Genomic DNA, 26,623 nt, shown 5'->3' on the forward strand with positions numbered 1-26,623 from the left:
ATTGGCTAGTCGCCCATATCGACTAAATCGCTAAACTATGTTTGCCGTCAGGCGCCCATCTTGGCTTCGAGATTCTCGACGATTGCTTCGAAGAAGCCCTCGGTGGTCAGCCAGTTCTGGTCGGGGCCGATCAGCAGCGCGAGATCCTTGGTCATCTTGCCGCTTTCGACCGTGGCGACGCAGACCTTTTCGAGGTCGTCGGCGAACTTCACCACTTCGGGGGTGCCGTCGAGCTTGCCGCGGTGCTTGAGGCCGCCGGTCCAGGCGAAGATCGACGCGATCGGGTTGGTCGACGTCGCCTTGCCCTGCTGGTGCATGCGGTAGTGGCGGGTGACCGTGCCGTGCGCGGCTTCGGATTCGACCGTCTGGCCGTCGGGGGTCATCAGCACGCTGGTCATCAGGCCGAGCGAGCCGAAGCCCTGCGCCACGGTGTCCGACTGGACGTCGCCGTCGTAATTCTTGCAGGCCCAGACGAACTTGCCCGACCATTTGAGCGCCGAGGCGACCATGTCGTCGATCAGGCGGTGCTCGTAGACGATGCCGAGCGCATCGAACTGCGCCTTGAACTCGGCCTGGAACACTTCCTCGAACAGGTCCTTGAAGCGGCCGTCATAGGCTTTCAGGATCGTGTTCTTGGTCGACAGATACACCGGCCACTGGCGCGCGAGGCCATAGTTCAGGCTGGCGCGCGCGAAGTCGCGGATCGAATCGTCGAGGTTGTACATGCCCATCGCAACGCCCGACGAGGGGAAGTGGAACACTTCCTCGTCGATCAGCGTGCCGTCCTCACCCTCGAACACCAGGCGCAGCTTGCCGGGGCCGGGGACGCGGAAGTCGGTCGCCTTATACTGGTCGCCGAAGGCATGGCGGCCGACGACGATCGGGTCGGTCCAGCCGGGAACGAGGCGGGGGACGTTGCGCATCACGATCGGTTCGCGGAAGACGACGCCGCCGAGGATGTTGCGGATCGTGCCGTTCGGCGACTTCCACATCTTCTTGAGCCCGAATTCCTCGACGCGGGCTTCGTCGGGGGTGATCGTTGCGCACTTCACGCCGACGCCATGCTTCTTGATCGCATTGGCGGCCTCGACGGTGATCTTGTCGTCGGTGCGGTCGCGTTCCTCGATGCCGAGGTCGTAATAATGCAGGTCGATGTCGAGATAGGGCAGGATCAGCCGTTCGCGGATCCATTGCCAGATGATCCGGGTCATTTCGTCGCCGTCGAGTTCGACAACCGGGTTGGCTACCTTGATCTTGCCCATATCTTCGCCTTTTTCCTTGGGGAGTCGGAGTTGCGAGGGGCCTTAGGCAAAGCGGGGCGATTGATCAATGGCCCTGACGGATGCGGAACCTTCGCCTTATTCGATTGTCAGTACCGGGGACGCACCCTAGAAAGATCGCCATGTCCACAACCATCTCTTCCAACCGCCCCGGCGGCGGTATCAAGTGGCGCTGGCCGTCGGTCCATCCCGAGGGGCGCAAGTTCCTGCTGATCGCCGGCATCGTCACCCTTTGCTTCTGGCTGCTCGGCTGGACGATTCCGGGCTGGCTGATGCTCGGCGTGACGATCTGGGTCGGCACCTTCTTTCGCGATCCCGTTCGCATCACCCCGACCGGCAGCGACCTTATCGTCGCGCCCGCCGACGGGCTGGTAACGCAGATCGCCGAAGTTGCGCCGCCGCCGGAGATTGCCGGGCCCGACGGCCTCGTCGCCCCGACGATGCTGCGCGTCTCGATCTTCATGAGCGTGTTCGACGTCCACATCAATCGCACCCCGGTCGCCGGGACGCTGCGCAAGCTCGTCTATATTCCCGGGAAATTCCTCAACGCCGACCTCGACAAGGCGAGCGAGGAGAATGAGCGCCAGCATTTCGTCGTCGAGCGCGCCGATGGCGTGCGCGTCGGTTTTACCCAGATCGCCGGGCTCGTGGCACGGCGTATCCTGCCGTTCGTCAGCATGGGCACCGAGCTGTCGACCGGCCAGCGCGTCGGCCTCATCCGCTTCGGCAGCCGCGTCGATGTCTACCTGCCCGCAGGCACGACGCCGCAGGTGTTGCTCGGCCAGCGCACGCTGGCCGGCGAAACCATCGTCGCGCGGATCGGCAAGGCCGAAATGATCGACGGCATCGGGCAATAGGCATGGCCGATGAAGCGCAGCCGGCCGCCGACGCCGAGCGCCGCCGGATCGGCGGTATCCCGCTGCGCGCCTTCGCGCCCAACGCGATCACCGCGCTGGCGCTGTGCTTCGGCCTGACCGGCGTCCGCTTCGCAATCGGCGAAGAGTGGGAAAAGGCGCTCGCGGCGATCATCTTCGCCGGCGTGCTCGACGGGATGGACGGGCGGATCGCGCGGCTGCTCCGCGCACAGAGCAAGTTCGGGGCCGAACTCGATTCGCTGTCCGACGTCATTGCTTTCGGCGTCGCGCCGGCGATGATCCTGTTTCTCTGGTCGCTCGACAATGCACCGAAGTTCGGCTGGACTGCGGCGCTCGCACTGGCGGTGTGCTGCGCGCTGCGGCTCGCGCGCTTCAATTCGCGGATGGACGCCGATTTCCAGCCGCATAAGTCGGCGGGCTTCAATACCGGCATTCCCGCGCCAGCGGGTGCAGGGATGGCGTTCGTGCCGGTCTATTTGTGGCTGGTGACGGCGAACGACCTGTTTCGCGAATGGTATGTCGTCATGCCCTGGGCGCTCGGAATTGCGATGCTGATGATCTCGGCGATCCCGACTTATAGCTGGGCATCGATCCGCCTGCGCCGTTCGTGGCGCCTGTTCGCGCTGGCGGGCGTTGGGCTGCTCGGTGCTGCGCTGGTCACGGCGCCGTGGCTGACCTTGCTCGCGGTGTGCGCCGTCTATACCGCGACGCTGCCTTTCGGTCTCGCGAGCTATGCAAGGGTCAAGCGGCGCGGCTGAGCTGCGGCTGGACGCGGGTGGCGGTACGGACAGGACGCGGAGCGTCGCGGCGGGCCGGCGAACGGCGCAGCGTCAGTTTCTGCGACGCCGGATCGGGCTGCGGGCCGGCAATGGCCGGGAAGGCGCCTTCGCCCAGGAGCGCCGAAAGGATCGCGTCTTCATTGCTGCGGAACATCGCCAGAATGACCGTGATGCCCAGCCCGGCGGCGAGGGCGAAAAGGAGTGCGGCTGCGACCTGAACCATGATCTTGTCCTTCCGGCTTCTTTGTGCGAAACCTTCTCATCCTGGGACGGTTTCCGTTGGCTCTTCGTTCCATGTTCTCGTTTTGTTCTCAACCGTTTTGCGACGAACGGAGTCAGTTTGTCGCCGGAATGACGTGCGCCGGTCGCAATCGCGCGCGTCAAATCATCGCCCGGGCCCTTGCTTTTCCCGACCGGGAAGGCTAACGGGCCGCCCATTCCACATGGAAGGCGCACATAAACCGGTGCCGGATCATCCGCTTGCGGATCCCGGTTCTTGCTTTCCAGAGGACCAACCGGAAGGAGAAAGACTATGGCGGCACCTGTCGTCACGATGCAGAATCTTATCGAGGCTGGCGCCCACTTCGGCCACCAGACCCACCGCTGGAACCCGCGCATGAAGCCGTATATCTTCGGCGCGCGCAACGGCATCCACATTCTCGACCTGTCGCAGACCGTGCCGCTTTTCGCGCGCGCGCTCGACTTCATCGCGTCCTCGTCGGCCGCTGGTGGCAAGGTACTGTTCGTCGGCACCAAGCGCCAGGCGCAGGGTCCGATCGCCGATGCGGCCCGCGCTTCGGGCCAGCACTTCGTCAACCACCGTTGGCTGGGCGGCATGCTCACCAACTGGAAGACGATCTCGAACTCGATCAAGCGCCTGAAGACACTCGAAGAGCAGCTGTCGGGCGACACCTCGGGTCTCACCAAGAAGGAAGTGCTCAACCGCACCCGCGAACGCGACAAGCTCGAAATGTCGCTCGGCGGCATCCGCGACATGGGCGGCATTCCCGACGTGATGTTCGTGATCGACGCGAACAAGGAAGAGCTGGCGATCAAGGAAGCCAACGTCCTTGGCATCCCCGTCGTCGCGATCCTCGATTCGAACGTCTCGCCCGACGGCATCGCTTTCCCGGTTCCGGCGAACGATGACGCCGCGCGCGCCATCCGTCTGTACTGCGATGCGGTGGCCCAGGCGGCGACCCGTGGCGGCCAGCAGGCCCGCGCGAACCGCGGCGAAGACCTTGGCGCGGCCGTCGAGCCCGCCGCCGAAGCCGTGCTGACCGAAGAAGCCGCTCCGGCTGCCGACGTCGCCGCTCCGGTGACCGAAGACGAACAGGTCCCGGCGGAAGCCGCGGCCGAAACCGAACGTCAGAGCGACGCCTAAGCGTCCTCGGGCATGACGGGACGGCGCGGCAACAGGTTCGCGCCGTCCCTGTCATCGCTTTGACTTATCGCCCCGCCATGCGCGCGGGCGTCCCGCGGGCCAGATGGGCTCGCCCCTTTTGAAAGGATTTTCCCATGGCTGAGATTACGGCCGCTCTCGTCAAGGAACTGCGCGACCGCACGGGCGCAGGCATGATGGACTGTAAAAAGGCGCTCGCCGAAAACAACGGCGATATCGAAGCGTCGATCGACTGGCTGCGCACCAAGGGGCTCGCCGCCGCTGCCAAGAAGGCCGGCCGCGTCGCCGCCGAAGGTCTTGTCGGCTTTGCCACCGACGGCACCAAGGGTGCGCTCGTCGAAGTGAACAGCGAAACCGACTTCGTCGGCAAGAACGAGCAGTTCCAGGAATTCGTCCGCGACGTGACGCAGGTCGCGCTTGCCGGCAGCATCACCGACATCGACGCGCTTAACGCCGCACCCTATCCGACCGGCGGCACCGTCGCCGAGAAGCTGACCAGCAACATCGCGACGATCGGTGAAAACCAGTCGCTGCGCCGCAGCGCGATCGCTTCGGTGAACTCGGGCGTCGTCACGGGCTATGTCCACAACGCCGCCGCGCCCGGCATGGGCAAGATCGGCGTGCTCGTCGCGCTCGAATCGACCGCCGGTGCCGATGTTCTTGAACCGCTCGGCAAGCAGCTCGCGATGCACGTCGCCGCCGCCAACCCGCTGGCGCTGAACGGCGACGATCTCGACGCCGACCTCGTTGCGCGCGAACGCGCGATCGCCGAGGAAAAGGCCGCCCAGTCGGGCAAGCCCGCCGAGATCGTCGGCAAGATGGTCGACGGTGCGATCGCCAAGTACCGCAAGGAAAATGCGCTGCTGTCGCAGCTCTTCGTGATGGACGGCAAGACCCCGGTCGCCGAAGTCGTCGCCGCCGCCGGCAAGGATGTCGGCGCGACGATCACGCTGAAGGGCTTCGTCCGCTTCCAGCTCGGCGAAGGCATCGAGAAGGAAGAAAGCGACTTCGCGGCGGAAGTCGCGGCGGCCGCCGGCGTCTAAAAAGAAGAACCGGATTGCTGCGCGTCAGGCGCCGCAGTCCGCTTGGCAATGGCGCGCGCCTGAAGAGCCAGTCCCAGCCAATTGGAAGTGTCGTGACGGAGCCGAATTTGCTCCAGCGCTAGGCGCGAGGAGGGAGCGATGGAATGCCATCGTGACCGACGAGCAACGAAGCGATGGAGCAAATTCGGCCCGCCGCTTCGCGGTCGGCGTGAGAAGCGCTTCGGAGGGCGTCGGATCGCTTGCATGGGCTACCGGCCCGCGCTGCGCGCTCCTCCTACCCGAAGCGCTTCTCACGCCGATCCCGATACTTCCAATTGGCTGGGACTGGCTCTAGGGTGCGCGCCATTCGCGTATCTGCTGTTTACAAGAGGTTCCCCCGATCATGGCATTGCCCGGCCTGAAACGCATATTGCTCAAGCTGTCGGGCGAGGCGCTGATGGGCTCCAGTCCTTTCGGCATCGACCCTGAAACGGTCGCGAGCATGGCGGCGGAGGTCAAGCAGGCGAAGGAAAGCGGCCTCGAAATCTGCCTTGTTATCGGCGGCGGCAACATCTTCCGCGGCATGGCCGGGGCGGCGAAAGGCATGGACCGCGCGCAGGCCGATTATATGGGCATGCTGGCGACGGTGATGAACGCGCTGGCGATGCAGAATGCGCTCGAGCAGCTTGGCGTCGAAACGCGCGTCCAGTCGGCGATCGAGATGGACAAGGTGTGCGAACCCGTCATCCGCCGCCGCGCCGAACGCCATATGGAAAAGGGCCGCGTGGTGATCTTCGCCGCCGGTGTCGGAGCCCCTTATTTCACCACCGACAGCGGTGCCGCGCTCCGCGCCGCCGAAATGAAGTGCGACGCCTTGCTCAAGGGTACCAGCGTCGACGGCGTTTATAATGCCGATCCGAAGAAGGATGTCTCCGCGGTGCGCTACGATACGCTGAGCTACGATCGTGTGCTCGCCGACAATTTGAAGGTGATGGACGCAAGCGCGGTGGCGCTGTGCCGCGACAACCATATCCCGATCGTCGTGTTCAACATCCGCGAGCCGGGCAATCTGGCGCGCGTGCTGGCGGGCGAGGGCGTTTCTACCGTCGTCGGCGACGCGGCCTGAAAGAATCAAGAGAGGAAAGACAGATGGCGAAATATGACAAGGCCGACCTCGAACGCCGCATGCACGGCGCGGTCGAATCGCTGAAGCACGACCTCGCGGGTCTGCGTACCGGCCGCGCGCACACCGCGCTGCTCGATCCCGTGACGGTCGAGGTTTATGGCAGCCACATGCCGCTCAACCAGGTCGCCTCGGTCAGCGCGCCCGAACCGCGCATGCTGTCGGTGCAGGTGTGGGACAAGTCGAACGTCGGCCCGGTCGACAAGGCGATCCGCTCGGCGGGCCTCGGGCTCAACCCGATCGTCGATGGCCAGACGCTGCGCCTGCCGATCCCCGAAATGACGCAGGAGCGCCGCAAGGAGCTGTCGAAGCTCGCTGGCCAATATGCCGAAAAGGCCCGCGTTGCGGTGCGCAACGTCCGCCGCGACGGCATGGACAATCTGAAGGCCGACGAGAATAAGAAGGAAATCAGCGAGGACGAGCGCAAGCGCGCCGAAACCGATGTCCAGAAGCTGACCGACGCAACGATCGCAGAACTCGACGCCGCCGCGACCGCCAAGGAAAAGGAAATCCTGGGCTAGTGCTTTTGGGCGCTAATCTCTCCTCCGCTCGTGTCGAGCGAAGTCGAGACACCCATCGGACTGGAGCCGGGCCGAGGGGCATCTCGACTTCGCTCGATGCGAACGGATTTTGAGGTTCTTCCTGTGAGTGTTTCGGATCACGGTGCGCGCCATGTCGCCATCATCATGGATGGCAACGGTCGCTGGGCGAAGAAGCGCCTGCTGCCCCGCGTCGCCGGTCACAAGGCGGGCGTCGAGGCGGTGCGCACGATCGTCCGCGCCGCCGGCGATCTCGGCATCGAGGCGATGACGCTCTATGCTTTCAGTTCCGAAAACTGGAAGCGGCCCGAAGAGGAAGTCAGCGACCTGATGGGGCTGATGAAGCGCTTCATCCTCTCCGACCTCGACGAATTCGCCGCCAATGACGTGAAGCTGAAAGTGATCGGCAATTGGCGCGCGCTCGCCCCCGATGTTGTCGCGCTGATCGACAATGCGCTCGAGCGCACGTCGGGCAACAAGCGCACGACACTGGCGGTGGCGCTCAATTACGGCGCGCAGGACGAACTGGTGCGCGCCGCGACCGCGGCAGCGGCGGAGGGGCTGATTACCGAGGATAGTATCGCCGCGCATCTCGACACCGCCGACATGCCACCGCTCGATCTGCTCATCCGCACGTCGGGCGAGGTCCGGCTGTCGAATTTCCTGCTCTGGCAGTCGGCCTACGCCGAACTTTACTTTACCGACACATTGTGGCCGGATTTCAAGCCCGCCGACCTGAAGGCGGCGCTCGACCAGTTTGCGCGGCGCGATCGTCGTTACGGGGGATTATGAGCATGGCATCTGGCAAATCGGACCTGTGGGTGCGGATCGGATCGGCGATCGTGATGTTCGCGATCGCGGGGACGGCGCTGTGGTTCGGTGGCATCGCCTTCGGCCTGCTGCTGCTGGTCGGCGGCGCGCTCGTGCTCGTCGAATGGTTCGCGCTCGTCCGCGTGATGGCGGTTCCCGGCGGGACGAAGAAGATATTGCTGCTGCTCGGTCCGCTGCTCGTCGCGGGATCGATGGCCGGGCTCTGGTATATTCGCGACCATCTGGGCGTCACGGCGGCGCTGTGGGTGTTCGGCATGGTATGGGCGACCGACATCGGTGCCTATTTCGCCGGCCGCGCCTTTGGCGGCGCGCGTCTTGCGCCGACGATCAGCCCGTCGAAGACCTGGTCGGGGCTGATCGGCGGCATGATCGCTGCGCTCGTCGCCAGCGCGACGATCGGCGACCGTGGCGGCATCATCGGCGTGCCGCTGTGGATCGGCTTGTTCATGGGGCTCGCCGCGCAGCTTGGCGATCTGGCGCAAAGCTGGATGAAGCGCCGCGCCGGGGTCAAGGATTCGGGCAAGCTGATTCCGGGCCATGGCGGTCTGTTCGACCGCGTCGACGGCCTGCTTCCGGTTGCGTTGATCCTCGGCGGCCTCGCTGTTGCGGGCCAGATCGCCGTGCGCGCGGCCGGCTGACATGGCGCGGCGCCTCTCGCTGTTCGGCGCCACCGGATCGGTCGGCCAATCGACCCTCGACCTTGTCCGGCGCGATGGCGAGGCGTGGCAGATCGGCGTGCTGACCGCGAACAGCGACGTCGCCGAGCTGGCAAAGCTGGCGAAGGAATTCCGGCCCGATGTCGCGGTGATCGCCGACGAGGCGCGCCATGCCGAGCTCCAGGAGGCGCTGGCCGGGACGGGGATCGAAGCGAGTGCCGGCGCCGAAGCGCTGGTCGAAGCGGCAAAGCGCCCCGCCGACCTTGTCATGGCGGCGATCGTCGGCTGCGCCGGCCTCGCGCCGACGATGGCGGCGATCGAGGCGGGCACCGATGTCGCGCTGGCGAATAAGGAGGCGCTCGTTTCGGCGGGCGAATTGATGACCGCGGCGGCGCGCGCCTCGGGTTCGACGCTGCTGCCGGTCGACAGCGAGCATAATGCGATCTTCCAGTGCCTTGCGGGCGGCAAGATCGATCAGGTCCGCCGGATCATCCTGACCGCGAGCGGCGGTCCGTTCCGCACCATGAGCGCCGCCGACATGGCGCGCGTCACGCCGGCGCAGGCGGTTGCGCATCCCAATTGGTCGATGGGCGCCAAGATCAGCGTCGATTCGGCAACGATGATGAACAAGGGCCTCGAACTCATCGAGGCTTATCATCTGTTCCCGGTCGGCCTCGACCGCATCGAGATTCTTGTCCACCCGCAGTCGGTGATCCACAGCCTCGTCGAATATATCGACTGCTCGACGCTGGCACAGCTTGGTTCGCCCGACATGCGCATCCCGATCGCGAGCGCTCTTGCCTGGCCGGAACGGATGGCGACGCCGTGCGCGCCGCTCGACCTAGCGACGATCTCGCGGCTCGATTTCGAGGCGCCCGACGAAATACGCTTCCCCGCGACCGCGCTGTGCCGCGCCGCGATCGCCGAGGGCGGCGCGCGCCCGGCGCAACTCAACGCCGCGAACGAGGTGGCGGTCGCCGCGTTCCTCGCCGGCCGCATTTCCTTTCCCGCCATCGTCGACACAGTGCGCCGGGTGATCGACGCCGAAGCGCCGCCGATGCCGGTATCGCTTCACGACATATTCAGCGTCGACGCCGCATCACGCGCGGCTGCGCAGCATTTTGTGGACCATTACGAACATGCTTGAAGCCCCCGGCATTCCTTTCACGATTCTGGCCTTCCTGCTGGTGCTCGGCCCGCTCGTCTTCGTGCACGAATATGGGCATTATATCGTCGGGCGCTGGTGCGGCGTGAAGGCCGATACCTTCTCGATCGGCTTCGGCCGCAAGATCCTCGCGTGGACCGACAAGCGCGGCACCGAATGGAAGATCGGCTGGCTGCCGCTTGGCGGCTATGTCCAGTTCGCGGGCGACCGCGACGCGGTCAGCCAGCCCGACGCCGAATGGGAAAAGCTGCCCGAAGCCGAGCGCTCGCACAGCTTTCCCGCCCAGCCGGTGTGGAAACGCACCCTGATCGTCCTCGCGGGGCCGGTGACCAATTTCCTGTTCGCGATCCTGATCCTCGCCGGTTTCGCGTGGATCGGCGGCACGCCGACCACGCCGCCCGTCGCGGGCTCGGTGATGGAGGGTTCGGCCGCCGCCGCCGCGGGTATTCGCGAGGGCGATCGTATCGTCTCGATCGACGGCCGCGCCATGGACGTCTTTACCGATATTCCGATGGCGGTCGCGCACCGCCCCGGCGAGGCCATGGACGTGCGGATCGAACGCGGCGGCGCCGAAGAGACGCTGCGCCTGACCCCGCGGCTGGTGAAGGAGCAGGACCGGTTCGGCAACAGCTTCGAACGCGGCGTCATCGGCATCGCCGCGGGCGAGGTGGTGTTCGAGAAGGTGTCGCTCGTCGAGGCGCCGTTGATCGGGCTCAAGCAGACCGCGCAGATCGTCCGGCAGACGGGCGAAGTGCTGGGCCAGCTTCTGACCGGCAACCGGTCGGTCAAGGATCTGAGCGGGCCGCTCAACATCGCGAAGGTGTCGGGTGAGGCCGCGAGCCTCGGGATTGCGTCGCTGATCTTCCTGATCGCGCTGATCTCCATCAATCTGGGGTTCATAAACCTGTTGCCATTGCCCATGCTCGATGGCGGTCATTTGCTTTTTTACGGATATGAGGCGATCAGGCGACGTCCCGCGCCCGCCAAGGTGCAGGAATGGGCGTTCCGATTCGGCTTTGCGGCGGTCGTGACGCTGATGCTGGTCGTGACTTTCAATGATTTGGGCTCATTCGGCCTGTGGGACCGGATCGCCCGCTTGATTGGATAGCCGGACTGGGGCAGGGAGTGCGCGCGAACTGCCGAAAAAGGGCGTTCGCCGCTTGTGGGTTATTTTTGCGGGATGAACAGCGTGGCTTCACACAAAATTTCGGCGCGGATGCAGCTGTCGGCACTCCTCATGGCAGGAACGATGCTGGCTCCCGTCGCGCCGCTCATGGCGCAGGAAGCTGCACCGCCGGCTACCGTGCCGACCGTCCCGGCACCCCCCGCGCCCGAGGCTGTGCCGTCGGCGACGACCGTCCAGTCGATCACGGTCACCGGCAACCAGCGGCTTGAGGCGCAGACGATCCTGTCATACCTGCGCCTGCGCGTCGGCCAGCCCTATGACCGGTCGGTACTCGACCAGGCGCTCAAGGACCTTGCCGCGACCGAACTCTTCAAGGATTTCCAGATCACCGACAATGCCGGTGCGCTGACAATCCAGGTCACCGAAAACCCCGTGATCAACCGCGTCATTCTGGAGGGCAACAAGCGCCTGAAGGAAGACAAGATCCGCCCCGAGATCAAGCTCGCGCCGCGCCAGATCTTTACCCGGTCGAAAGTCCGCGCCGACGTTGCGCGCATCATCGAACTCTACAAGCGCCAGGGCCGCTTCGCCGCGACCGTCGAGCCGAAGATGGTGTCGCTCGACCAGAACCGTGTCGATGTCGTCTTCGAAATCAATGAAGGTCCAAAGTCGAAGGTCCGCCAGATCAACATCATCGGCAACGAGAAGTTCAGCGACGGTGACCTTCGCGACGAGATGGCGACGAAGGAATCGGGCCTGCTGACGATCCTGTCGTCGAACACCAGCTACGACCCCGATCGCCTCGCCTATGACCAGCAAAAGCTGCGCCTTTTCTACCTGCAGAACGGCTATGCCGACTTCCGCGTCATTTCGGCGGTCGCCGAGCTGACCAGCAACAAGCAGGACTTCATCATCACCTATGTCGTCGAGGAAGGCGAGCGCTACAAGTTCGGCGATGTCGACGTGAAGAGCGAAATCCGCGATTTCCGGCCGGAAACGCTGAAGACGCTGCTGCCGATGAAGAAGGACGACTGGTACGACGCCAAGCTGGTCGAGGACACCGTCGAAAGCCTGAGCGAGACCGCCGGTCTGTTCGGTTACGCCTTTGCCGACATCAGCCCCGAGTTTCGCCGCGATCCCGAAACGCGGACGATGGGGATCACCTTCAACGTCGCCGAAAGCCCGCGTACTTATGTCGAGCGCATCGACGTCAACGGCAACACGCTGACCCACGATAAGGTCGTTCGCCGCGAGTTTCGCCTGAACGAAGGCGACGCGTTCAACAGCTTCGGCGTTAAGCGGACCGAGAACCGCATCAACAGCCTCGGCTATTTCCAGGAAAATCTGGAGATCGAGCGCAAGGAAGGCAGCGCCCCCGACCGCATCATCCTCGAAACCAATGTCGAGGAAAAGCCGACCGGCGAACTGTCGCTGTCGGCCGGTTTCTCGTCGATCGAGAATTTCCTGCTGCAGGGATCGATCCGCCAGCGCAACTTTCGCGGCCTCGGCCAGCAGTTGCAGGCGTCGGTCAACTATTCGAGCTATTCGAAGTCGGTCGAACTCGGCTTTACCGAGCCCTATCTGTTCGACCGCAACATCTCGATCGGCGGCACCGTCTATCGCCGCGATCTCAACTCGTTCAACTTCATCGGCAGCGATCGCCGTACGACGTTCGAACAGTCGACGACGGGCTTCCAGATCAACGCCGGTGTGCCGCTCACCGAATTCCTGTCGTTCTTCACGCGTTACAGCCTGAACTTCGACGATGTGTCGCTCGACAAGAATCTCTATTATTTCCGCGACGAGTGCGACCCGCTGGTCGCCGGCCGTTACCTCTGCGACGCGATCGGCAAGCGCACGACGTCGCTGCTCGGCTTCACCATCGCCTATGACGACCGCGACAACCGTCTGCGCCCGACGCGCGGCCAGTCGCTGTCGCTCAGCCAGGATTTCGCCGGCCTCGGCGGCAGCGTCAAATATGTCCGTACCCGCGCCGCGGCGAGCAAGCACTTCAACCTCGGCAGCCGCTTCATCCTCAATGTTTCGGCCGAGGGCGGTTATATCTACCCGCTCGGCGGGCGCCCGACCCCGACGAGCGACAAGGTCCGCCTGACCGACCGCTTCTTCCTCGGCGAACCGCAGATGCGCGGCTTCGACATTCGCGGCGTCGGCCCGCGCGTCATCCGCTATGCGTCGGTCGACGTGACCGATCCGGCGAACCCGATCCTCGACACGACGACCAAACAGCGCATCGACGACGCGCTCGGCGGCCGCGCCTATTATCAGGGGCGGCTCGAGATCGACATTCCGCTCGGCACCGGGGCCAAGGAACTGGGCTTGCGGCCGTCAGTCTTCCTCGACGTCGGTTCGGTCTTCGGGGTGAAGCGCCCCGACCTCACCACGCTCGCCGACTTCAAGGATCCGTCCGACGGTCTCACCAAGAATCTTTGCCGCAACGGCACCACCGGCGCGATCAGCTTTGGTACGCAGGCTCTGGTCGATCATGACAACAACGCTGCGACCCCGGCGATCCCGCAGGGGTCGTACAGCAGCTGTCCGACCGGGACGACCTCCAACCTCTCCCCGTTCGAGGAACGTTATTTCGGCGATAGCTGGATGCCGCGCGTCTCGATCGGTGCCGGTGTCAACTGGAACTCGCCTTTCGGTCCCTTCCGGATCGACTTCGCTTACGCCCTTCGCAAAGAAGAGGGCGATGATACCAAACGCTTCTCATTCAACGTAGGAACCCAATTCTGATGAAGAAAATTTTTGTCGCTTCGGCGCTGGCCTTTGCCGCGCTGTCGGTTTCGCCCGTCGTATCGGCTCCCGCCTTCGCGCAGGCAAAGGCGGTTGCCGTCGCCGACGTCCGTGCCGCCGCCGCGCGCTCGGCCGCCTTCCAGACCGCCACGCAGCAGATCGAGACCACCTACAAGGCGCAGATCGATCAGCAGCAGTCGCGCGGCCAGACGCTGCAGGCCGAAATTAACGTCTTGATCGCCAAATATAACGAAGAAGCGAAGAAGACGCCGCAGAATCAGGCTGCGCTGCAGGCGGCCGCCAAGGCCGTGCAGGACAAGCGTCAGGCTGCGCAGACCGAACTCGCCAAGATCAGCGCACCGGTGGATCTCGCAATCGCCTATGTCGAGGACCAGATCAGCGTTCGCATGAACGAAGCGATCAAGGCGGCGATGACCGCGAAGAAGGTCGACCTGCTGCTCAACCCCGACGCGGTGCTGGCACGCGAGAATAATGTCGACATCACCGACGCGGTGGTGACCGAACTCAACCGCATCCTGCCCAGCGTGTCGACCGCGGCGCCGGCCGGCTACCAGCCCGGCCAGCTCGTCCAGCAGCGCAACCAGCAGCTGATGGACGCCGCGCGCGCCGCACAGGGCACGCCTGCTCCCGCCGCGCCGGCGACCGGCACGCCGCCGACGACGCGCTGATCCTGGTGGCTGACGGGGAAAAGGACGCGGGGGCACTGGGTCCGTTGGATATCCGCCGGATCCTGACGCTGCTGCCGCATCGTTATCCGATGCTGCTCGTCGACCGGGTGGAATCGATGGTGAAGGACACCTCGATCCACGCGGTCAAGGCAGTGACGATGAACGAGCCCTTTTTTCAGGGCCATTTCCCCGGCCGGCCGATCATGCCCGGCGTCCTCATCGTCGAGGCGCTGGCGCAGGCCGGCGGTATCCTCGCGGTCGAATCGCTCGGCCTCGGCGGTTCGGGCAAGCTCGTCTATTTCATGGGCATCGACGGCGTGAAGTTCAGGAAACCGGTCGAACCCGGCGTCCTGCTCGACCTTCACGTCACCATCCTTCAGGCCAAGCGGAATATCTGCAAGTTCGAAGGCAAGGCGATGCTCGGCGGACAACTGGCGACCGAATGCCAGTTCACCGCCATGATCGCCGATCCGCCCGGCGACTAAGCAAGACGTCCCTTCTTCGTCATCCCGGACTTGATCCGGGATCCATTGCCGCGCCGAAGCCGTGGACCCCGGATCAAGTCCGTGGTGACGCGGGGAAGGTGTTGCATTTTCCACCATTCGCCGTTAGGGGCCACCGCTTCGCGGGCCCCATAGCGGGGACAGCATCGACTCAGCCGCTGGTCGGAAACCAGTGGCACAGGAGCCAAGAGATGAAAAAAGACATTCACCCCGACTATCACACCATCACGGTCAAGATGACCGATGGCACCGAATATCAGACGCGCTCGACCTGGGGCAAAGAGGGCGACGTGATGACGCTCGAAATCGACCCGACGGCGCACCCGGCATGGACCGGCGGCACGGGCCGCATGCTCGACGCGGGCGGTCAGGTTGCGAAGTTCAACAAGCGCTTCGGTGGTCTCACCCTCAAGCGTTAAAAGCCCGTCATCCCAGCGAAAGCTGGGATCGCTGGCGGTACTTCAGAACGATCGCGGTCCCAGCTTTCGATGGGACGACGTTATGAAAGAACCTTTGCAAGCGCGCTTTGCCACCCGGCGAGGCGCGTTTTGCGTTTTGCGGCATCGAGCGCGGGGGTGAAGCGCGTCGCGGTGCCGCGCATCGCGGCCGCCGCGCTCGCGAGGTCGGGATAAATCCCTGCGCCGGTCGCCGCGAGCATCGCGGCACCCAGCGCCGTGCTCTCGACGAAGCCCGGCCGCTCGACCACCAGATCCAGCATATCGGCCAGATCCTGTGCCATCCAGTCGTTCGCGGCCATGCCGCCGTCGATGCGCAGTTCGGCCCAGTCGACCCCGTCGGCGGCGAAGGCCGATTTAAGGTCGTGTGCCTGATAGGCCTGCGCCTCGAGCGCTGCCCGTGCGACATGCGCCTTGCCGCTGGCGAAACTTAGCCCCGATATCGCGCCCAGCGCGTCGGGCCGCCAGTGCGGGGCACCGAGGCCGGTCAGGGCCGGGACCAGATAGACCCCGCCATTGTCCTCGATCGACCGCGCCAGCCCCTCGCTCTCACCCGCGCTGGCGAGCAGGCCGAGCCCGTCGCGGAGCCATTTGATCAGGCTGCCGGCGACGAACACCGATCCTTCGAGGGCGTAGGAGCGGACATCGCCTTCCTGCACCAGCACCGTCGCGAGCAGGCGGTTGTTCGAGTGCGGCCGTTCGGTGCCGCTCGCCGACAGGATGAAGGCGCCGGTCCCGAAGGTCGCCTTGGTCTGCCCCGGCGCGAGACACGCCTGCCCGATCGTCGCCGCCTGCTGGTCGCCCGCCATGCCCGTGATCGGGATCGCGCCGCCGAACAGCGCCGGGTCGGTCGTGCCGACCGTCGCGGTGCAGCCGGCGATCTCGGGCAGCAGCCGCATCGGAACGCCAAGCAAGTCGCAAAGGCCGGCGTCCCAGCCGCCATTCCCGTTGATATCCATCAACAGCGTGCGCGACGCGTTGCTCGCATCGGTGACGTGCACCCCGCCGGTCAGCCGGTAGACGAGATAGGATTCGATCGTGCCGACCGCGAGCCGGTCGCCGGCCTCTTCGAGCTGCGGCCAATGCTTCAGCGCCCAGCCGATTTTGCTGCCGGAAAAATAGGGATCGAGCAGGAGGCCGCTTTTTTCCTGCACGGCCTTTTCATGCCCCGCATCCTTGAGCGCGGTGCAGTCGGCCGCGGTGCGGCGATCCTGCCAGACGATGGCGGGCGCGAGCGGTTCGCCGGTATTGCGGTCCCAGAACACGACCGTTTCGCGCTGGTTGGTGATGCCGATCGCCGCCACCGCAGCCGCGCCGCCCGCCTGCGCGATCATCTCGCGCGTGCAGGCGAGCGTCGCGTCCCATATTTCGGCGGCATCATGCTCGACGCGGCCGGGGGCGGGATAGTGCTGTCGGAACTCGCGCTGGGCACTGCCGAGCGGGGTGCCGTCGGCGGCGAAAAGCATCGTGCGGGTCGAGGTGGTGCCCTCGTCGATGACGATGATCTTCTCGGCCATGCTGCCCTCCCATTCTTCGTGTTTCGGCAAATTCAGCACGAACGGGGAAGGGGGGCAATCCCGCCCAGCGCAATAATCTTGCAATTTCGCGCAACCCGTGCCATATGATGGTGCAGCGCAGCATGGCGGACCGATCCGCCGCAACCACCGGCAGCGTGATTTTCCCGCCCGTTTCAGGCGCGGGACGAGCCGGACCAGCGCTTTGTCCCCAGAGGCACCCTTTCACGCGGGTCGTTTCGAACCCGCGGCCGCGCGCCGTCCGTTCGATGCGAACGGACGCTGTGCGCGTCGCCCATTGTGAGTAGAACATGACGACTTTTAACGACTTTGGCCTGCACGCCGACATCAATCGCGCGCTCGCCGCCAAGGATTATACCCAGCCGACCCCGATCCAGACGCAGGCGATCCCGCCGCTGATGAAGGGCCGTGACCTGTGTGGCATCGCGCAGACCGGTACCGGCAAGACCGCGGGCTTCTCGCTGCCCTCGATCCATCACCTGCTGACCTATCCGCATCGCGCCAATCCGCGTAGTTGCCGGATGCTGGTGCTCGCCCCGACGCGCGAGCTCGCGGCGCAGATCGCGCAGAGCTGCCGCGACTATGGCCGCTTCACCAAATTATCGGTGACGACCGTGTTCGGCGGCGTGCCGATCAACAAGCAGATTCGCGACCTGTCGAGCGGCGTCGATATTCTCGTCGCCACCCCCGGCCGCCTGCTCGACCTGATCGACCAGCGCGCGCTGCGTCTTGACGACGTCGAAATCTTCGTCCTCGACGAAGCCGACCAGATGATGGACATGGGCTTCATCCACTCGCTGCGCCGTATCGCCAAACTGCTGCCGTCGCGCCGCCAGAACCTGTTCTTCTCGGCGACGATGCCGAAGGAAATCGCCGGGCTTGCCGACCAGTTCCTTAACGACCCCGTCACCGTATCGGTGACGCCCGCCGCGACGACCGTCGAAAAGATCAGCCAATATTCGACCTTCGTCGAACAGAAGGAAAAGCAGGCGCTGCTCCATTCGGTCATCGCCAGCGAAGATATCGACCGCGCCCTGATCTTCACCCGCACCAAGCATGGCGCCGACCGCGTCGTGCGCCATCTCGCCGGCGCGAAGATCAAGGCGATGGCGATCCACGGCAACAAGAGCCAGTCGCAGCGCACCCAGGCGCTGCAGGCGTTCCGATCGGGCGATATCAAGCTGCTCGTCGCGACCGACATCGCTGCGCGCGGTATCGACGTGTCGGGTGTCAGCCATGTGATCAACTTCGAGATCCCGAACGTTCCCGAACAATATGTCCACCGCATCGGCCGCACCGCGCGCGCCGGCGCCGAGGGCAAGGCGATCAGCTTCATCGCGCCTGATGAGCGTCCGTACATGCGCGACATCGAACGCGTCACGCGGAGCAAGTCCGAACCGATGCCGCTGCCCGAGAATTTCAACGAGTTGGTGCGCAACCTGCCGAAGCCGGCGCAGCCGCCGCGCGATACCGGCAGCAAGGGCCGCAATCCGCAGCGCCAGCGCGAAGATGCGCTGCGTCAGCGCGATGGCGGGCAGCGCGACGCCGGGCACCGTGACGGGGGCCAGCCGCGCGGCGATCGTGGTCCGCGCCGCGACGGTCCGGTGACGGCCGACGGCCAGCCGCAGCGCAAGCGCCGCTTCCGCCCGCGCAACAAGAGCGTCGGCGCGCACAAGGGCGCGGTGAAGCGCGTCGGCTGATCGGCCGAATTGATGCGAGGGCGGCTTGGACGCCCTCGCATCCGGCATCTGGCCCATTGACGCCGAGTCCGCACCGTCTACCTTCCCGCCACCAACGACAGGAAGGGGCAGGGGATGACGAACGGCGAGGCAGCGGTAGCGGCCGACACCCGGCAGAGCGAGCGCAAGGTCATCCTTGCGTCCTCTCTCGGCACGGTGTTCGAATGGTATGATTTCTACCTCTACGGCCTGCTCGCGACGATCATCTCGGCGCAATTCTTTTCGGGCGTCAACGAAACCACGGGCTTCATCTTCGCGCTCGCGGCCTTTGCCGCGGGCTTTGCGGTGCGCCCGTTCGGGGCGCTCGTCTTCGGCCGCATCGGCGATCTGGTCGGCCGCAAGAACACCTTCCTCGTCACCATGGGCCTGATGGGGGTTTCGACCTTCCTCGTCGGCATGCTGCCCAGCTATGCGTCGATCGGCGTCGCGGCGCCGATCCTCCTCGTGTTGCTGCGTCTCGTGCAGGGGCTTGCGCTCGGCGGCGAATATGGCGGCGCCGCGACCTATGTCGCCGAACATGCGCCGGAGGGTAAACGCGGCCTGTTCACCAGTTTCATCCAGACCACCGCGACACTCGGCCTGTTCGCGGCGCTCGGCGTCGTCATCGCGATCCGCTCGGCGATCGGCGAGGAAGCCTTTGCCGACTGGGGGTGGCGCCTGCCGTTCCTGATCTCGGTGATCCTGCTCGGCGTCTCGCTGTGGATCCGCCTCCAGCTCGAGGAAAGTCCGGTCTTCAAGCAGATGAAGGAGGAGGGCACGACGTCGAAGGCGCCCTTGACCGAAGCCTTCGGGCGCTGGGCGAACCTCAAATGGGTGATCATCGCGCTGTTCGGGGCGGTCGCGGGGCAGGCGGTCGTCTGGTATTCGGGGCAATTCTATGCGCTCTTTTTCCTCGAAAAGACGCTGAAGGTCGACGGCGCGACCGCGAACATATTGATCGCGATTGCGCTGGCGCTCGGCACGCCTTTCTTCATCTTTTTCGGCTGGCTCAGCGACAAGGTCGGCCGCAAGCCGATCATCCTTGCCGGCTGCGCGCTCGCCGCAATCACCTATTTCCCGGCTTTCCAGATGCTGACTGCCGCCGCCAACCCGGCGATGGCGAAGGCACAGACGAGCGCCGCGGTTTCGGTCACCGCCGATCCCGGTGCCTGCGCGTTCCAGTTCGATCCGGTGGGCAAGGAGAAGTTCGAAAGCACCGGCTGCGACATCGCCAAATCGGCGCTGGCCAAGGCGGGTGTCAGCTACACGAGCCACACGCGCGCCCGCGTGGCGGGGCAGTCGGCGCACGTGCGGATCGGCGACCGCGTGCTGGTCGCACCCGAACCATGGCGCCTCGCCGAAAGCGAACGCGCCGGCGCGATCGAAGTTTTTCGCGAGGAACTGGCTGCCGCGACCGCCGCGGCGGGCTATCCCGCCGCCGCCGATCCAAAGGCGATCAACAAGCCGCTCGTCGTCGCGATCCTCTTCTACCTCGTCCTGCTCGTGACGATGGTCTACGGCCCGATCGCGGCGCTGCTGGTCGAGCTTTTCCCCAGCCGCATCCGCTATACCGCCATGTCGCTGCCCTATCATATCGGCAACGGCTGGTTCGGCGGCTTCCTGCCGACGACGGCGTTCGCGATGGTCGCGGCGACCGGCAATATCTACTACGGTCTCTGGTATCCGGTGGTGGTCGCGGTGATCACGGTGATCGTCGGTCTGCTGTTCCTTCCGGAAACCTTCCGCCGTTCGATCCATCAATAGCGTCGGAAACGGACCACGGACGTTGACGGCCGCCGCGCCGCGCGGCTAGGTTTGCATCGGGTCGTTGGGGGACGATGACGCGATGATCGACCAGGACGAGTTTGAGCCGCTGCCGCCGCGGCGCCCTTTGCTTCGCCGCAAGCGGGTGCTCATCCCGCTCGGCCTGGTTGTCGCGCTCGTCCTGCTCTTCCTGATGCTGCGGACCCCCGACACCGACCGCGACGAAATGATCGCCAAATATGGCGGCGAGACCTCCGAATTTGCCGCAGGGCCGGCGGGGCAGCGCATCCATTATCGCGATCAGGGGCCGCGTGATGCGCCGGTCGTCGTCCTGCTCCACGGATCGAACAGCAGCCTCCACACCTGGGAGCCGCTCGTCCAGCGGCTCGGCGACCGTTATCGCATCGTGACGCTCGATCTGCCCGGACACGGGCTGACCGGCGGCACCCCCGACCGCGATTATAGCGCCGACGGCATGATCGCCGCGGTCGATGTGATCGCGGCGAAGCTCGGGCTCGATCGTTTCACCCTCGGCGGCAATTCGATGGGCGGCTGGGTAGCGTGGCGCTATGCGCTCGCCGAACCGGCGCGGGTCGACGCGCTGCTGCTGCTCGACGCCGCGGGTATGCCGCCGCGCAAGGGCGACAAGCCGCCGCCGTCGAACATCGGCTTCCGCATCCTCAAATATCCCGCCGGGCGCTGGCTCGCCGGACAGATCACGCCGCGCGCGCTGGTCGAAAGCTCGCTGCGCGGGTCGGTCGAACGGCAGGACATCGTCGACGATGCGATGGTCGATCGTTACTGGCAATTGCTGCGTTTCCCCGGCAATCGCGAGGCGACGTCGCTCCGCGCGACGTTGGACCGCGAGCCGGCGATGGCCGACCGCATCGGCGCCATCAAGGTGCCGACGCTGATCCTGTTCGGCAAGAAAGACCGGTTGATCAACCCGAGCGCTGCCCAGACCTTCCACGAACGTATCGCGGGATCGGAGGTCGTGCTGCTCGACGATATCGGGCATCTGCCGATGGAAGAAGCGCCCGATGCGACCGCCAACGCGATCGCCGATTTCCTCAGGCGGCGGCTTGCCGCCCCGAATGCGGTTGCTTCACCGGTTCCCGATCCAGAAACGCGCTGATCCGCTCGGCCGTCGCGGCGGCGTGGGTAAAGGGGAAGAGGTGCGACCCCGGCACGACTTCGAGTAGCGCGCCGTCGACCAGTTCGGTGATCGCCTGTCCATGGCACGCGGGGACGACGCCGTCGCGCTCGCCCATGAGGACGAGGACCGGCACGTTCCTGAGCTGCGGCAGCATCGCCGCGCTGGTCCAGCCCGCCATCGCCATCGTCTGGTAAGCGAGGCCGAGCGGGGTCGCGGTCGGCAGCTTGAGCCCGCTCGCGAGCATGTCCTCGTCGAGCAACGCCGCCCAGCCGATCCCCGGTGCGGTCACCGTCGGGGTCGTCGCCATCAGGACAAGGCGGCGGACGCGGCCGGGAAACTGGATCGCCACCTGCTGCGCCAGCGCACCGCCCCAACTGAAGCCGGCGACGTCGAGCGCCTTGTGCCCCAGCCGGCCGGCGATCTCCATGACCACCGCCGCCATCGTCGGGGCGCCATAGGGCAGCAGCGCGTCGGGCGATCCCCCGACGCCGGGCATGTCGACCGTCCACACCTCGCGCCCTGCGATCTGCGCGAGCAGCGGCGCCGCCGCGGCGATATCGGCGCCGATGCCGTTCAGGAACAACAAGGGCGTGCCCGCCTCGCCGACGTGCCAGCGCGCGACGCGCAGCGTCATGCCATAGACATGTTCCATGCTGATGGCGGGGCGCCCGCTGATCCTCGTCATGGCGCCCGCCTTGGCATGTTTCGGTTACGGGGGAAAGGCCGTCAGGCCGGCGTGTCGCTCTGTTGAGCCGCCTTTGCCGCCTGTTCGTAGCGGAGGCAGTCGAAAATCTTCGCGCCGGCAAGGAAGACAGCGCCGCTGCACGCCACCATCAACAGCTTGCCGCCGAACCCCGGGAACTGGTCGAGATAGGCATGACCCCGCGCCATCGCGCCAAGCGCAAGCGCATAGATGATGAGGCACGCCTCGAACCGGGTCTTGATGACGAACAGGCGTCCGATTTTCTTCAGCATTGCCATATCCTAGGCAAGAGCCATGCCAGTGGCGCAAAAGCGCGATTCGCTGCGCCGCGCTTATGGTAAACTGTAAGTTAATCCGACAGGAGAGGGAATACTTACGGTGCGAGGCTGGAAAAATGCTCATCGATCGTTAAGCGGTCGCACCGCATCACCGGCCCGGCGCGATGCCTTCGCCAGGGAGAGGTCGATGCGAAACCACCTTGTCCATCTGCTGCTGTTGTCGGCGCTTACCGGCGTCGCGACTCCGGCGTTCGCGGGCCGGGTCCATCATCCCGCCGAGATGGCCGATCTGCCGGAAGCGGACGTCATCCTGTGGGGACGCATCTCGAACTATGCCATCGTCCCGAACGAACGCAATCCGGGCAGGCACGCCCGTTTCGACATATTGGTCGACGATGTGTTGAAAGGCACGGCGACCGATCGGGTCACCGCGACCTGGGACAACTCCACCTTCGGCCTGCCGGAAGCGATGCCGGCCGGCCCGTTCCTGATCGCCTTGCGCCATCCTGGCTCGGACGCCATTTCGGGCAATGCGGCGCGCGGCGTTTTCACCGTTTTGCAGCGTCCGTGTGCCGAAGCCTTCCTGTTTGCCAAGGGCAGCGCTCAAGCCGCCGCGGCCGCGAAAAGTATCGGCCGCTGACGACGGTTGGCGCTGCGCTCAGGCCGCCTTCTTCACTTGCCGGTATTTATGGAGCAGCGGCTCGGTGTAGCCCGACGGCTGCGTGACGCCCTCGAAGATCAGCGCGCGCGCTGCCTGCCAGGCGATCCCGTCGGGCGACAGCTTCTCGTACAGCGGGTCGCCTGCATTTTGCGCGTCGACCTTTGCCGCCATGCGCGTCAGCGCGGCATCGACCTGCGCTTCGCTGCACACACCGTGGAGCAGCCAGTTGGCGAGCGCTTGGCTTGAAATGCGCAGCGTGGCGCGGTCTTCCATCAGGCCGACGTCGTCGATGTCGGGCACCTTCGAGCAGCCGACGCCCTGATCGATCCAGCGGACGACATAACCAAGGATGCCCTGGCAATTATTGTCGAGTTCGCGCGTGATTTCCGCCTCGCTCCAGTTGCGTCCGGTGGCGACGGGGATATTCAGCAGGCGGCCCAGCGACGGCACCGCCTCGCCGGCGATTTCCTGCTGCCGCGCGAAGACATCGACCTGATGATAGTGCAGCGCGTGCAACGTCGCGGCGGTCGGCGACGGCACCCATGCGGTGTTCGCGCCCGACTTGGGATGGCCGATCTTCGCCTCGAGCATCGCCTTCATCAGGTCGGGCATCGCCCACATGCCTTTGCCGATCTGCGCCTTGCCCGACAGGCCGCAGGCGAGGCCAATGCGGACGTTGCGATCCTCGTAGGAGGCGATCCAGTCCGACGCCTTCATCTCGCCCTTGGGGATCATCGGGCCCGCGCGCATCGAGGTGTGAATCTCGTCGCCGGTGCGGTCGAGGAAGCCGGTGTTGATGAAGACGATACGGTCCTTCACCGCGTGGATGCAGGCGGCGAGGTTCGCGCTGGTGCGGCGCTCCTCGTCCATCACCCCCACCTTGATCGTATGGCGCGCGAGGCCGAGCATATCCTCGACCGCGTCGAACAGCCGGTCGGTGAAACCGCATTCTTCGGGGCCGTGCTGTTTGGGCTTCACGATATAGATGCTGCCCGCGCGGCTGTTCTTGAGGTTGCCGAGTCCCTTGAGGTCGTGCAGCGAGCAAAGGCTGGTGATCACCGCGTCGCACAACCCCTCGGGCGCTTCGGCGCCGTTCGGCAGCTTGATCATCGGCGTCGTCATCAGATGGCCGACGTTGCGGACGAACATCACGCTGCGGCCGGGCAGGGCGATCGCCGTGCCGTCCGGCGCGGTCCATTCGCGGTCGGGCTCCATCGCGCGGGTGACGTTCGTGCCGCCCTTGGCGAAGCTTTCGGTGAGGTCGCCGCGCATCAGCCCGAGCCAGTTGGTATAGCCGAGCACCTTGTCCTCGCCGTCGACCGCGGCGACCGAGTCCTCGAGGTCGATGATCGTCGTCAGCGCCGCTTCGAGGAGGACGTCGGCGATGCCGGCGGGGTCCGTCTTGCCGATCGCGCTGGCGGGATCGATCACCAGTTCGATGTGCAGGCCATTGTGGCGGAGCAGGATGCCGCCGGGCTTGCTGCCGACACGCTGCGACGGGTCGGCCAGTGCCGGCTCGCCGCCCTGCCAGTCGGCCCAGCTTCCCGAGGCCAGCGGGACCGCTTCGTCGAGGAAGGCCTTCGCCTGCGCGATTACCACCGCGCCGCGTTCCGCATCATAACCGCCGGGCTTCGCGGGCGGCGCGTCGAGCGCGTCGGTGCCGTAAAAGGCGTCGTAAAGGCTGCCCCAGCGCGCGTTGGCGGCGTTGAGCGCGAAGCGCGCGTTGAGCGCCGGGACGACGAGCTGCGGTCCCGCCATCGTCGCGATTTCGGGATCGACATTCTGCGTGCCGACCTGAAACGGTGCGGGCTCCGCGACGAGATAGCCGATCTCGCGCAGGAAGGCCTGATAGGCGGCAGCATCATGTGCCTGTCCCTCGCGTGCCCGGTGCCACGCATCGATCTGCGCCTGCAAATCCTCGCGCTTTTGCAGCAGCGCCGCATTTTCGGGCGCGAACGTACCGAGCAGTGCCGCAAAGTCGTTCCAGAAACCCGCGGCATCGAGCCCGGTACCGGGAAGCGCCTGCTGCTCGACGAAATCGATCAGGCGCGAATCGACGGACAAACCACTGCGATCGAGAAAATCAGTCATGAAACACCCTTTGGTCGGCGCGCCGCGCCAGTGAACCCGGGGAGGAAAGGGCCGCTGCCCTATGCCGCGATCGGCGAGCGTTGGCAACCGCCTGCCGTCATGCGACAACCATTACGGGTTCGTCGCCACCGCGTCGTCATCTGGTCGGAAAGCAACGGAAGCGGGAGATGCAAATCATGGTGCGGCATATGGCGATGTTGGTGGCCCTCCTTCTTTCGGCCGCCACGGCATTCGCGCAGGCGCCCCGGACGAAGGTCGCGATTCTCGGCGTCGATCACGCCACACAGCTCGTGTCCGAAAAGGACCAGCCGGCGATGCTCGCCGCCTATCTGAAGCTGGTGAAGCCGGCGGCGATCTGCATCGAGCGTCCGCCCGCGCCGGCGGCGCGCGGCGACTTCTACGAATATACCTATGAGGTCCAGGGTGTGATCCTGCCTTTTGCGAAAACGCATCCGACCGCGCTGTGCCCGATCGACTGGATGCCGCCGATCGAGGATCAGAAGCTGGGCTTCGGCCTCGATGTCGAAACTCCGCTCGAAGTTCGCAAGGCGCAGGGGTTTCAGGGCTTTCTCACTTTCCCCGACAAGAAGGTGCTGGCGTGGGACTTCTTTTCTGCCGAAGATCCGAAGACGGTCGAAGCGCAGCAGCAATGGGCGCGCGAGCCCGCGCCGCGCGCCGATCGCGACCTGCCGCGCCGCCTCTATCTCTACCGCACCTTCATGCAGGCGCAGAATATCCGTGCCGCCGCTCGCGCGCATCGCGGCGAGACGTTGCTCGTCGTCGTCGGCTATTTCCACAAGCCCGATATCGAGGCGATCCTGAAGCATGATGGCGATATCGAACTGGTGTCGCCCGCCAGCCTTGGCCGGCCGACGCCGGAGCAGGTCCGTGAAGCGACGACCGACGAACAGCGCGCCGCCATCCTCGCCTTCAACCTGCTGGGCATGCAGGCGGCGACCGGCAATGTCGACTGGGGCTGGATCGAACGCGTGCTCGGCGATTTCGCGGCGGGGAAGAATAAGGGCGAGGCCGAATTGTTCCGGACGCGGCACGCGGTGCTGACCGGCAAGCTTTCGCAAGCCGAGGCCGCGCGGCGCTATACGGTGATCGCCGACGATCCGGCCGCCGCCGTTTCCTTCACCTGGAATGGGGTGCAGGACAGGACGCGGATCGATTCCTTCTTCGATCCGTTCGGCAACCTCGACGTGCGTCAGCGCGCGCGGATCGAACGCGCGCGCAGCCTGTTCGCGCAGGGGAAGGATCAGCCGGCGGCGCAGGAGCTCGACCGGGTCGCCGCCGCCCTGTCGCCGCGCATGGCGCTCCAGCTTCGCGGCTATACCGCGATACTAAGGCCCGTCCTTCGATAGGCGCGGCGCCAGCTTCAATTTGGATGGAGAGCCTATCGGTTATAGCGGGTAGGTGATTGTTTTTTCATTGCTTCCGTGATTACCTGAA

General features: G+C 65.3%; 25 protein-coding genes. 19 read left to right on the top strand and 6 right to left on the bottom strand.

Annotated features, from left to right (window positions below):
* Window positions 1-47 precede the first annotated feature (47 nt).
* On the bottom strand, window positions 48-1,262 hold the full coding sequence (locus AN936_RS04205; RefSeq protein ID WP_054587037.1) for an NADP-dependent isocitrate dehydrogenase: 1,215 nt from the start codon (window positions 1,260-1,262) through the stop codon (window positions 48-50).
* A gap of 140 nt (window positions 1,263-1,402) precedes the next feature.
* Between AN936_RS04205 and AN936_RS04210 the strand changes: the two genes are divergently transcribed.
* Together AN936_RS04210 and AN936_RS04215 are read left to right on the top strand one after the other, a co-directional pair.
* The gene (locus AN936_RS04210; protein WP_054587038.1) at window positions 1,403-2,137 is read left to right on the top strand and encodes a phosphatidylserine decarboxylase; all 735 of its coding nucleotides are present in this window, start codon (window positions 1,403-1,405) and stop codon (window positions 2,135-2,137) included.
* 2 nt (window positions 2,138-2,139) lie between these two features.
* The gene (locus AN936_RS04215; protein ID WP_054587039.1) at window positions 2,140-2,913 is read left to right on the top strand and encodes a CDP-alcohol phosphatidyltransferase family protein; all 774 of its coding nucleotides are present in this window, start codon (window positions 2,140-2,142) and stop codon (window positions 2,911-2,913) included.
* On the opposite strand, the gene AN936_RS04220 is transcribed toward AN936_RS04215, so the two are convergent.
* Window positions 2,897-3,157 (bottom strand): hypothetical protein, encoded by a 261-nt coding sequence (locus tag AN936_RS04220; RefSeq protein ID WP_054587040.1) that lies wholly within the window; start codon window positions 3,155-3,157, stop codon window positions 2,897-2,899. The two genes, AN936_RS04215 and AN936_RS04220, sit on opposite strands and share 17 nt — an antisense overlap.
* A gap of 309 nt (window positions 3,158-3,466) precedes the next feature.
* On the opposite strand from AN936_RS04220, the gene rpsB reads away from it, so the two are divergent.
* The 12 genes from rpsB to rpmE all read left to right on the top strand — a co-directional run bounded on the left by rpsB (window position 3,467) and on the right by rpmE (window position 15,226).
* Window positions 3,467-4,318, top strand: coding sequence for a 30S ribosomal protein S2 (gene rpsB / locus AN936_RS04225; RefSeq protein ID WP_054587041.1), 852 nt, complete (start codon window positions 3,467-3,469; stop codon window positions 4,316-4,318).
* A gap of 134 nt (window positions 4,319-4,452) precedes the next feature.
* The gene (gene tsf / locus AN936_RS04230; protein WP_054587042.1) at window positions 4,453-5,379 is read left to right on the top strand and encodes a translation elongation factor Ts; all 927 of its coding nucleotides are present in this window, start codon (window positions 4,453-4,455) and stop codon (window positions 5,377-5,379) included.
* A 382-nt stretch (window positions 5,380-5,761) separates the two neighbouring features.
* Entirely contained in the window at window positions 5,762-6,484 is a 723-nt protein-coding gene (pyrH, locus tag AN936_RS04235; protein ID WP_054587043.1) for a UMP kinase, read from the top strand.
* A 23-nt stretch (window positions 6,485-6,507) separates the two neighbouring features.
* Window positions 6,508-7,062 (top strand): ribosome recycling factor, encoded by a 555-nt coding sequence (frr, locus tag AN936_RS04240; protein ID WP_054587044.1) that lies wholly within the window; start codon window positions 6,508-6,510, stop codon window positions 7,060-7,062.
* Between the two features lie 96 nt (window positions 7,063-7,158).
* Window positions 7,159-7,872 (top strand): polyprenyl diphosphate synthase, encoded by a 714-nt coding sequence (gene uppS / locus AN936_RS04245; protein ID WP_054587045.1) that lies wholly within the window; start codon window positions 7,159-7,161, stop codon window positions 7,870-7,872.
* 2 nt (window positions 7,873-7,874) lie between these two features.
* On the top strand, window positions 7,875-8,549 hold the full coding sequence (locus tag AN936_RS04250) for a phosphatidate cytidylyltransferase (RefSeq protein ID WP_054587046.1): 675 nt from the start codon (window positions 7,875-7,877) through the stop codon (window positions 8,547-8,549).
* A 1-nt stretch (window position 8,550) separates the two neighbouring features.
* Window positions 8,551-9,714 (top strand): 1-deoxy-D-xylulose-5-phosphate reductoisomerase, encoded by a 1,164-nt coding sequence (locus AN936_RS04255; RefSeq protein WP_054587047.1) that lies wholly within the window; start codon window positions 8,551-8,553, stop codon window positions 9,712-9,714.
* Complete coding sequence (gene rseP, locus AN936_RS04260) at window positions 9,707-10,840, top strand: RIP metalloprotease RseP (protein WP_054587048.1); 1,134 nt, start codon at window positions 9,707-9,709, stop codon at window positions 10,838-10,840. The genes AN936_RS04255 and rseP overlap by 8 nt, the downstream gene beginning before the upstream one ends.
* A 72-nt stretch (window positions 10,841-10,912) precedes the next feature.
* Window positions 10,913-13,615 (top strand): outer membrane protein assembly factor BamA, encoded by a 2,703-nt coding sequence (gene bamA, locus AN936_RS04265; RefSeq protein ID WP_054587049.1) that lies wholly within the window; start codon window positions 10,913-10,915, stop codon window positions 13,613-13,615.
* Complete coding sequence (locus tag AN936_RS04270) at window positions 13,615-14,304, top strand: OmpH family outer membrane protein (protein WP_054587050.1); 690 nt, start codon at window positions 13,615-13,617, stop codon at window positions 14,302-14,304. The genes bamA and AN936_RS04270 overlap by 1 nt, the downstream gene beginning before the upstream one ends.
* 5 nt (window positions 14,305-14,309) lie before the next feature.
* Entirely contained in the window at window positions 14,310-14,789 is a 480-nt protein-coding gene (gene fabZ / locus AN936_RS04275) for a 3-hydroxyacyl-ACP dehydratase FabZ (RefSeq protein ID WP_084758169.1), read from the top strand.
* A gap of 209 nt (window positions 14,790-14,998) precedes the next feature.
* Window positions 14,999-15,226, top strand: coding sequence for a 50S ribosomal protein L31 (rpmE, locus tag AN936_RS04280; RefSeq protein WP_054587052.1), 228 nt, complete (start codon window positions 14,999-15,001; stop codon window positions 15,224-15,226).
* Between the two features lie 80 nt (window positions 15,227-15,306).
* Here the strand turns inward: rpmE and AN936_RS04285 are convergent, their stop codons facing one another.
* Window positions 15,307-16,779, bottom strand: a complete 1,473-nt coding sequence (locus AN936_RS04285) for a glycerol kinase (protein ID WP_054587053.1) — start codon at window positions 16,777-16,779, stop codon at window positions 15,307-15,309.
* A 308-nt stretch (window positions 16,780-17,087) separates the two neighbouring features.
* Between AN936_RS04285 and AN936_RS04290 the strand changes: the two genes are divergently transcribed.
* The 3 genes from AN936_RS04290 (at window position 17,088) to AN936_RS04300 (ending at window position 21,414) form a co-directional block, all read left to right on the top strand.
* On the top strand, window positions 17,088-18,497 hold the full coding sequence (locus AN936_RS04290; RefSeq protein ID WP_054587054.1) for a DEAD/DEAH box helicase: 1,410 nt from the start codon (window positions 17,088-17,090) through the stop codon (window positions 18,495-18,497).
* Between the two features lie 114 nt (window positions 18,498-18,611).
* Window positions 18,612-20,279, top strand: a complete 1,668-nt coding sequence (locus AN936_RS04295) for an MFS transporter (RefSeq protein WP_054587055.1) — start codon at window positions 18,612-18,614, stop codon at window positions 20,277-20,279.
* Between the two features lie 82 nt (window positions 20,280-20,361).
* Window positions 20,362-21,414, top strand: coding sequence for an alpha/beta fold hydrolase (locus tag AN936_RS04300; RefSeq protein ID WP_054587056.1), 1,053 nt, complete (start codon window positions 20,362-20,364; stop codon window positions 21,412-21,414).
* Here AN936_RS04300 and AN936_RS04305 read toward each other — a convergent pair.
* Window positions 21,350-22,120 carry an alpha/beta fold hydrolase gene (locus AN936_RS04305; protein WP_054587057.1) on the bottom strand — a complete coding sequence of 257 codons (771 nt, stop codon included), beginning with the start codon at window positions 22,118-22,120 and terminating at the stop codon, window positions 21,350-21,352. The two genes, AN936_RS04300 and AN936_RS04305, sit on opposite strands and share 65 nt — an antisense overlap.
* A gap of 41 nt (window positions 22,121-22,161) precedes the next feature.
* A complete protein-coding gene (locus AN936_RS04310) occupies window positions 22,162-22,410 on the bottom strand; it encodes a hypothetical protein (protein ID WP_054590101.1) in 249 nt (82 codons plus the stop codon).
* A 106-nt stretch (window positions 22,411-22,516) separates the two neighbouring features.
* Between AN936_RS04310 and AN936_RS04315 the strand changes: the two genes are divergently transcribed.
* Window positions 22,517-23,056 carry a hypothetical protein gene (locus tag AN936_RS04315; RefSeq protein WP_149037588.1) on the top strand — a complete coding sequence of 180 codons (540 nt, stop codon included), beginning with the start codon at window positions 22,517-22,519 and terminating at the stop codon, window positions 23,054-23,056.
* Window positions 23,057-23,074: 18 nt separating this feature from the next.
* On the opposite strand, the gene AN936_RS04320 is transcribed toward AN936_RS04315, so the two are convergent.
* On the bottom strand, window positions 23,075-25,168 hold the full coding sequence (locus AN936_RS04320; protein WP_054587059.1) for a malate synthase G: 2,094 nt from the start codon (window positions 25,166-25,168) through the stop codon (window positions 23,075-23,077).
* A gap of 200 nt (window positions 25,169-25,368) precedes the next feature.
* On the opposite strand from AN936_RS04320, the gene AN936_RS04325 reads away from it, so the two are divergent.
* Window positions 25,369-26,535, top strand: a complete 1,167-nt coding sequence (locus AN936_RS04325; RefSeq protein WP_201782964.1) for a hypothetical protein — start codon at window positions 25,369-25,371, stop codon at window positions 26,533-26,535.
* Window positions 26,536-26,623 lie beyond the last annotated feature (88 nt).

This window comes from Sphingopyxis macrogoltabida (assembly GCF_001307295.1).
Lineage (GTDB): Bacteria > Pseudomonadota > Alphaproteobacteria > Sphingomonadales > Sphingomonadaceae > Sphingopyxis > Sphingopyxis macrogoltabida_B.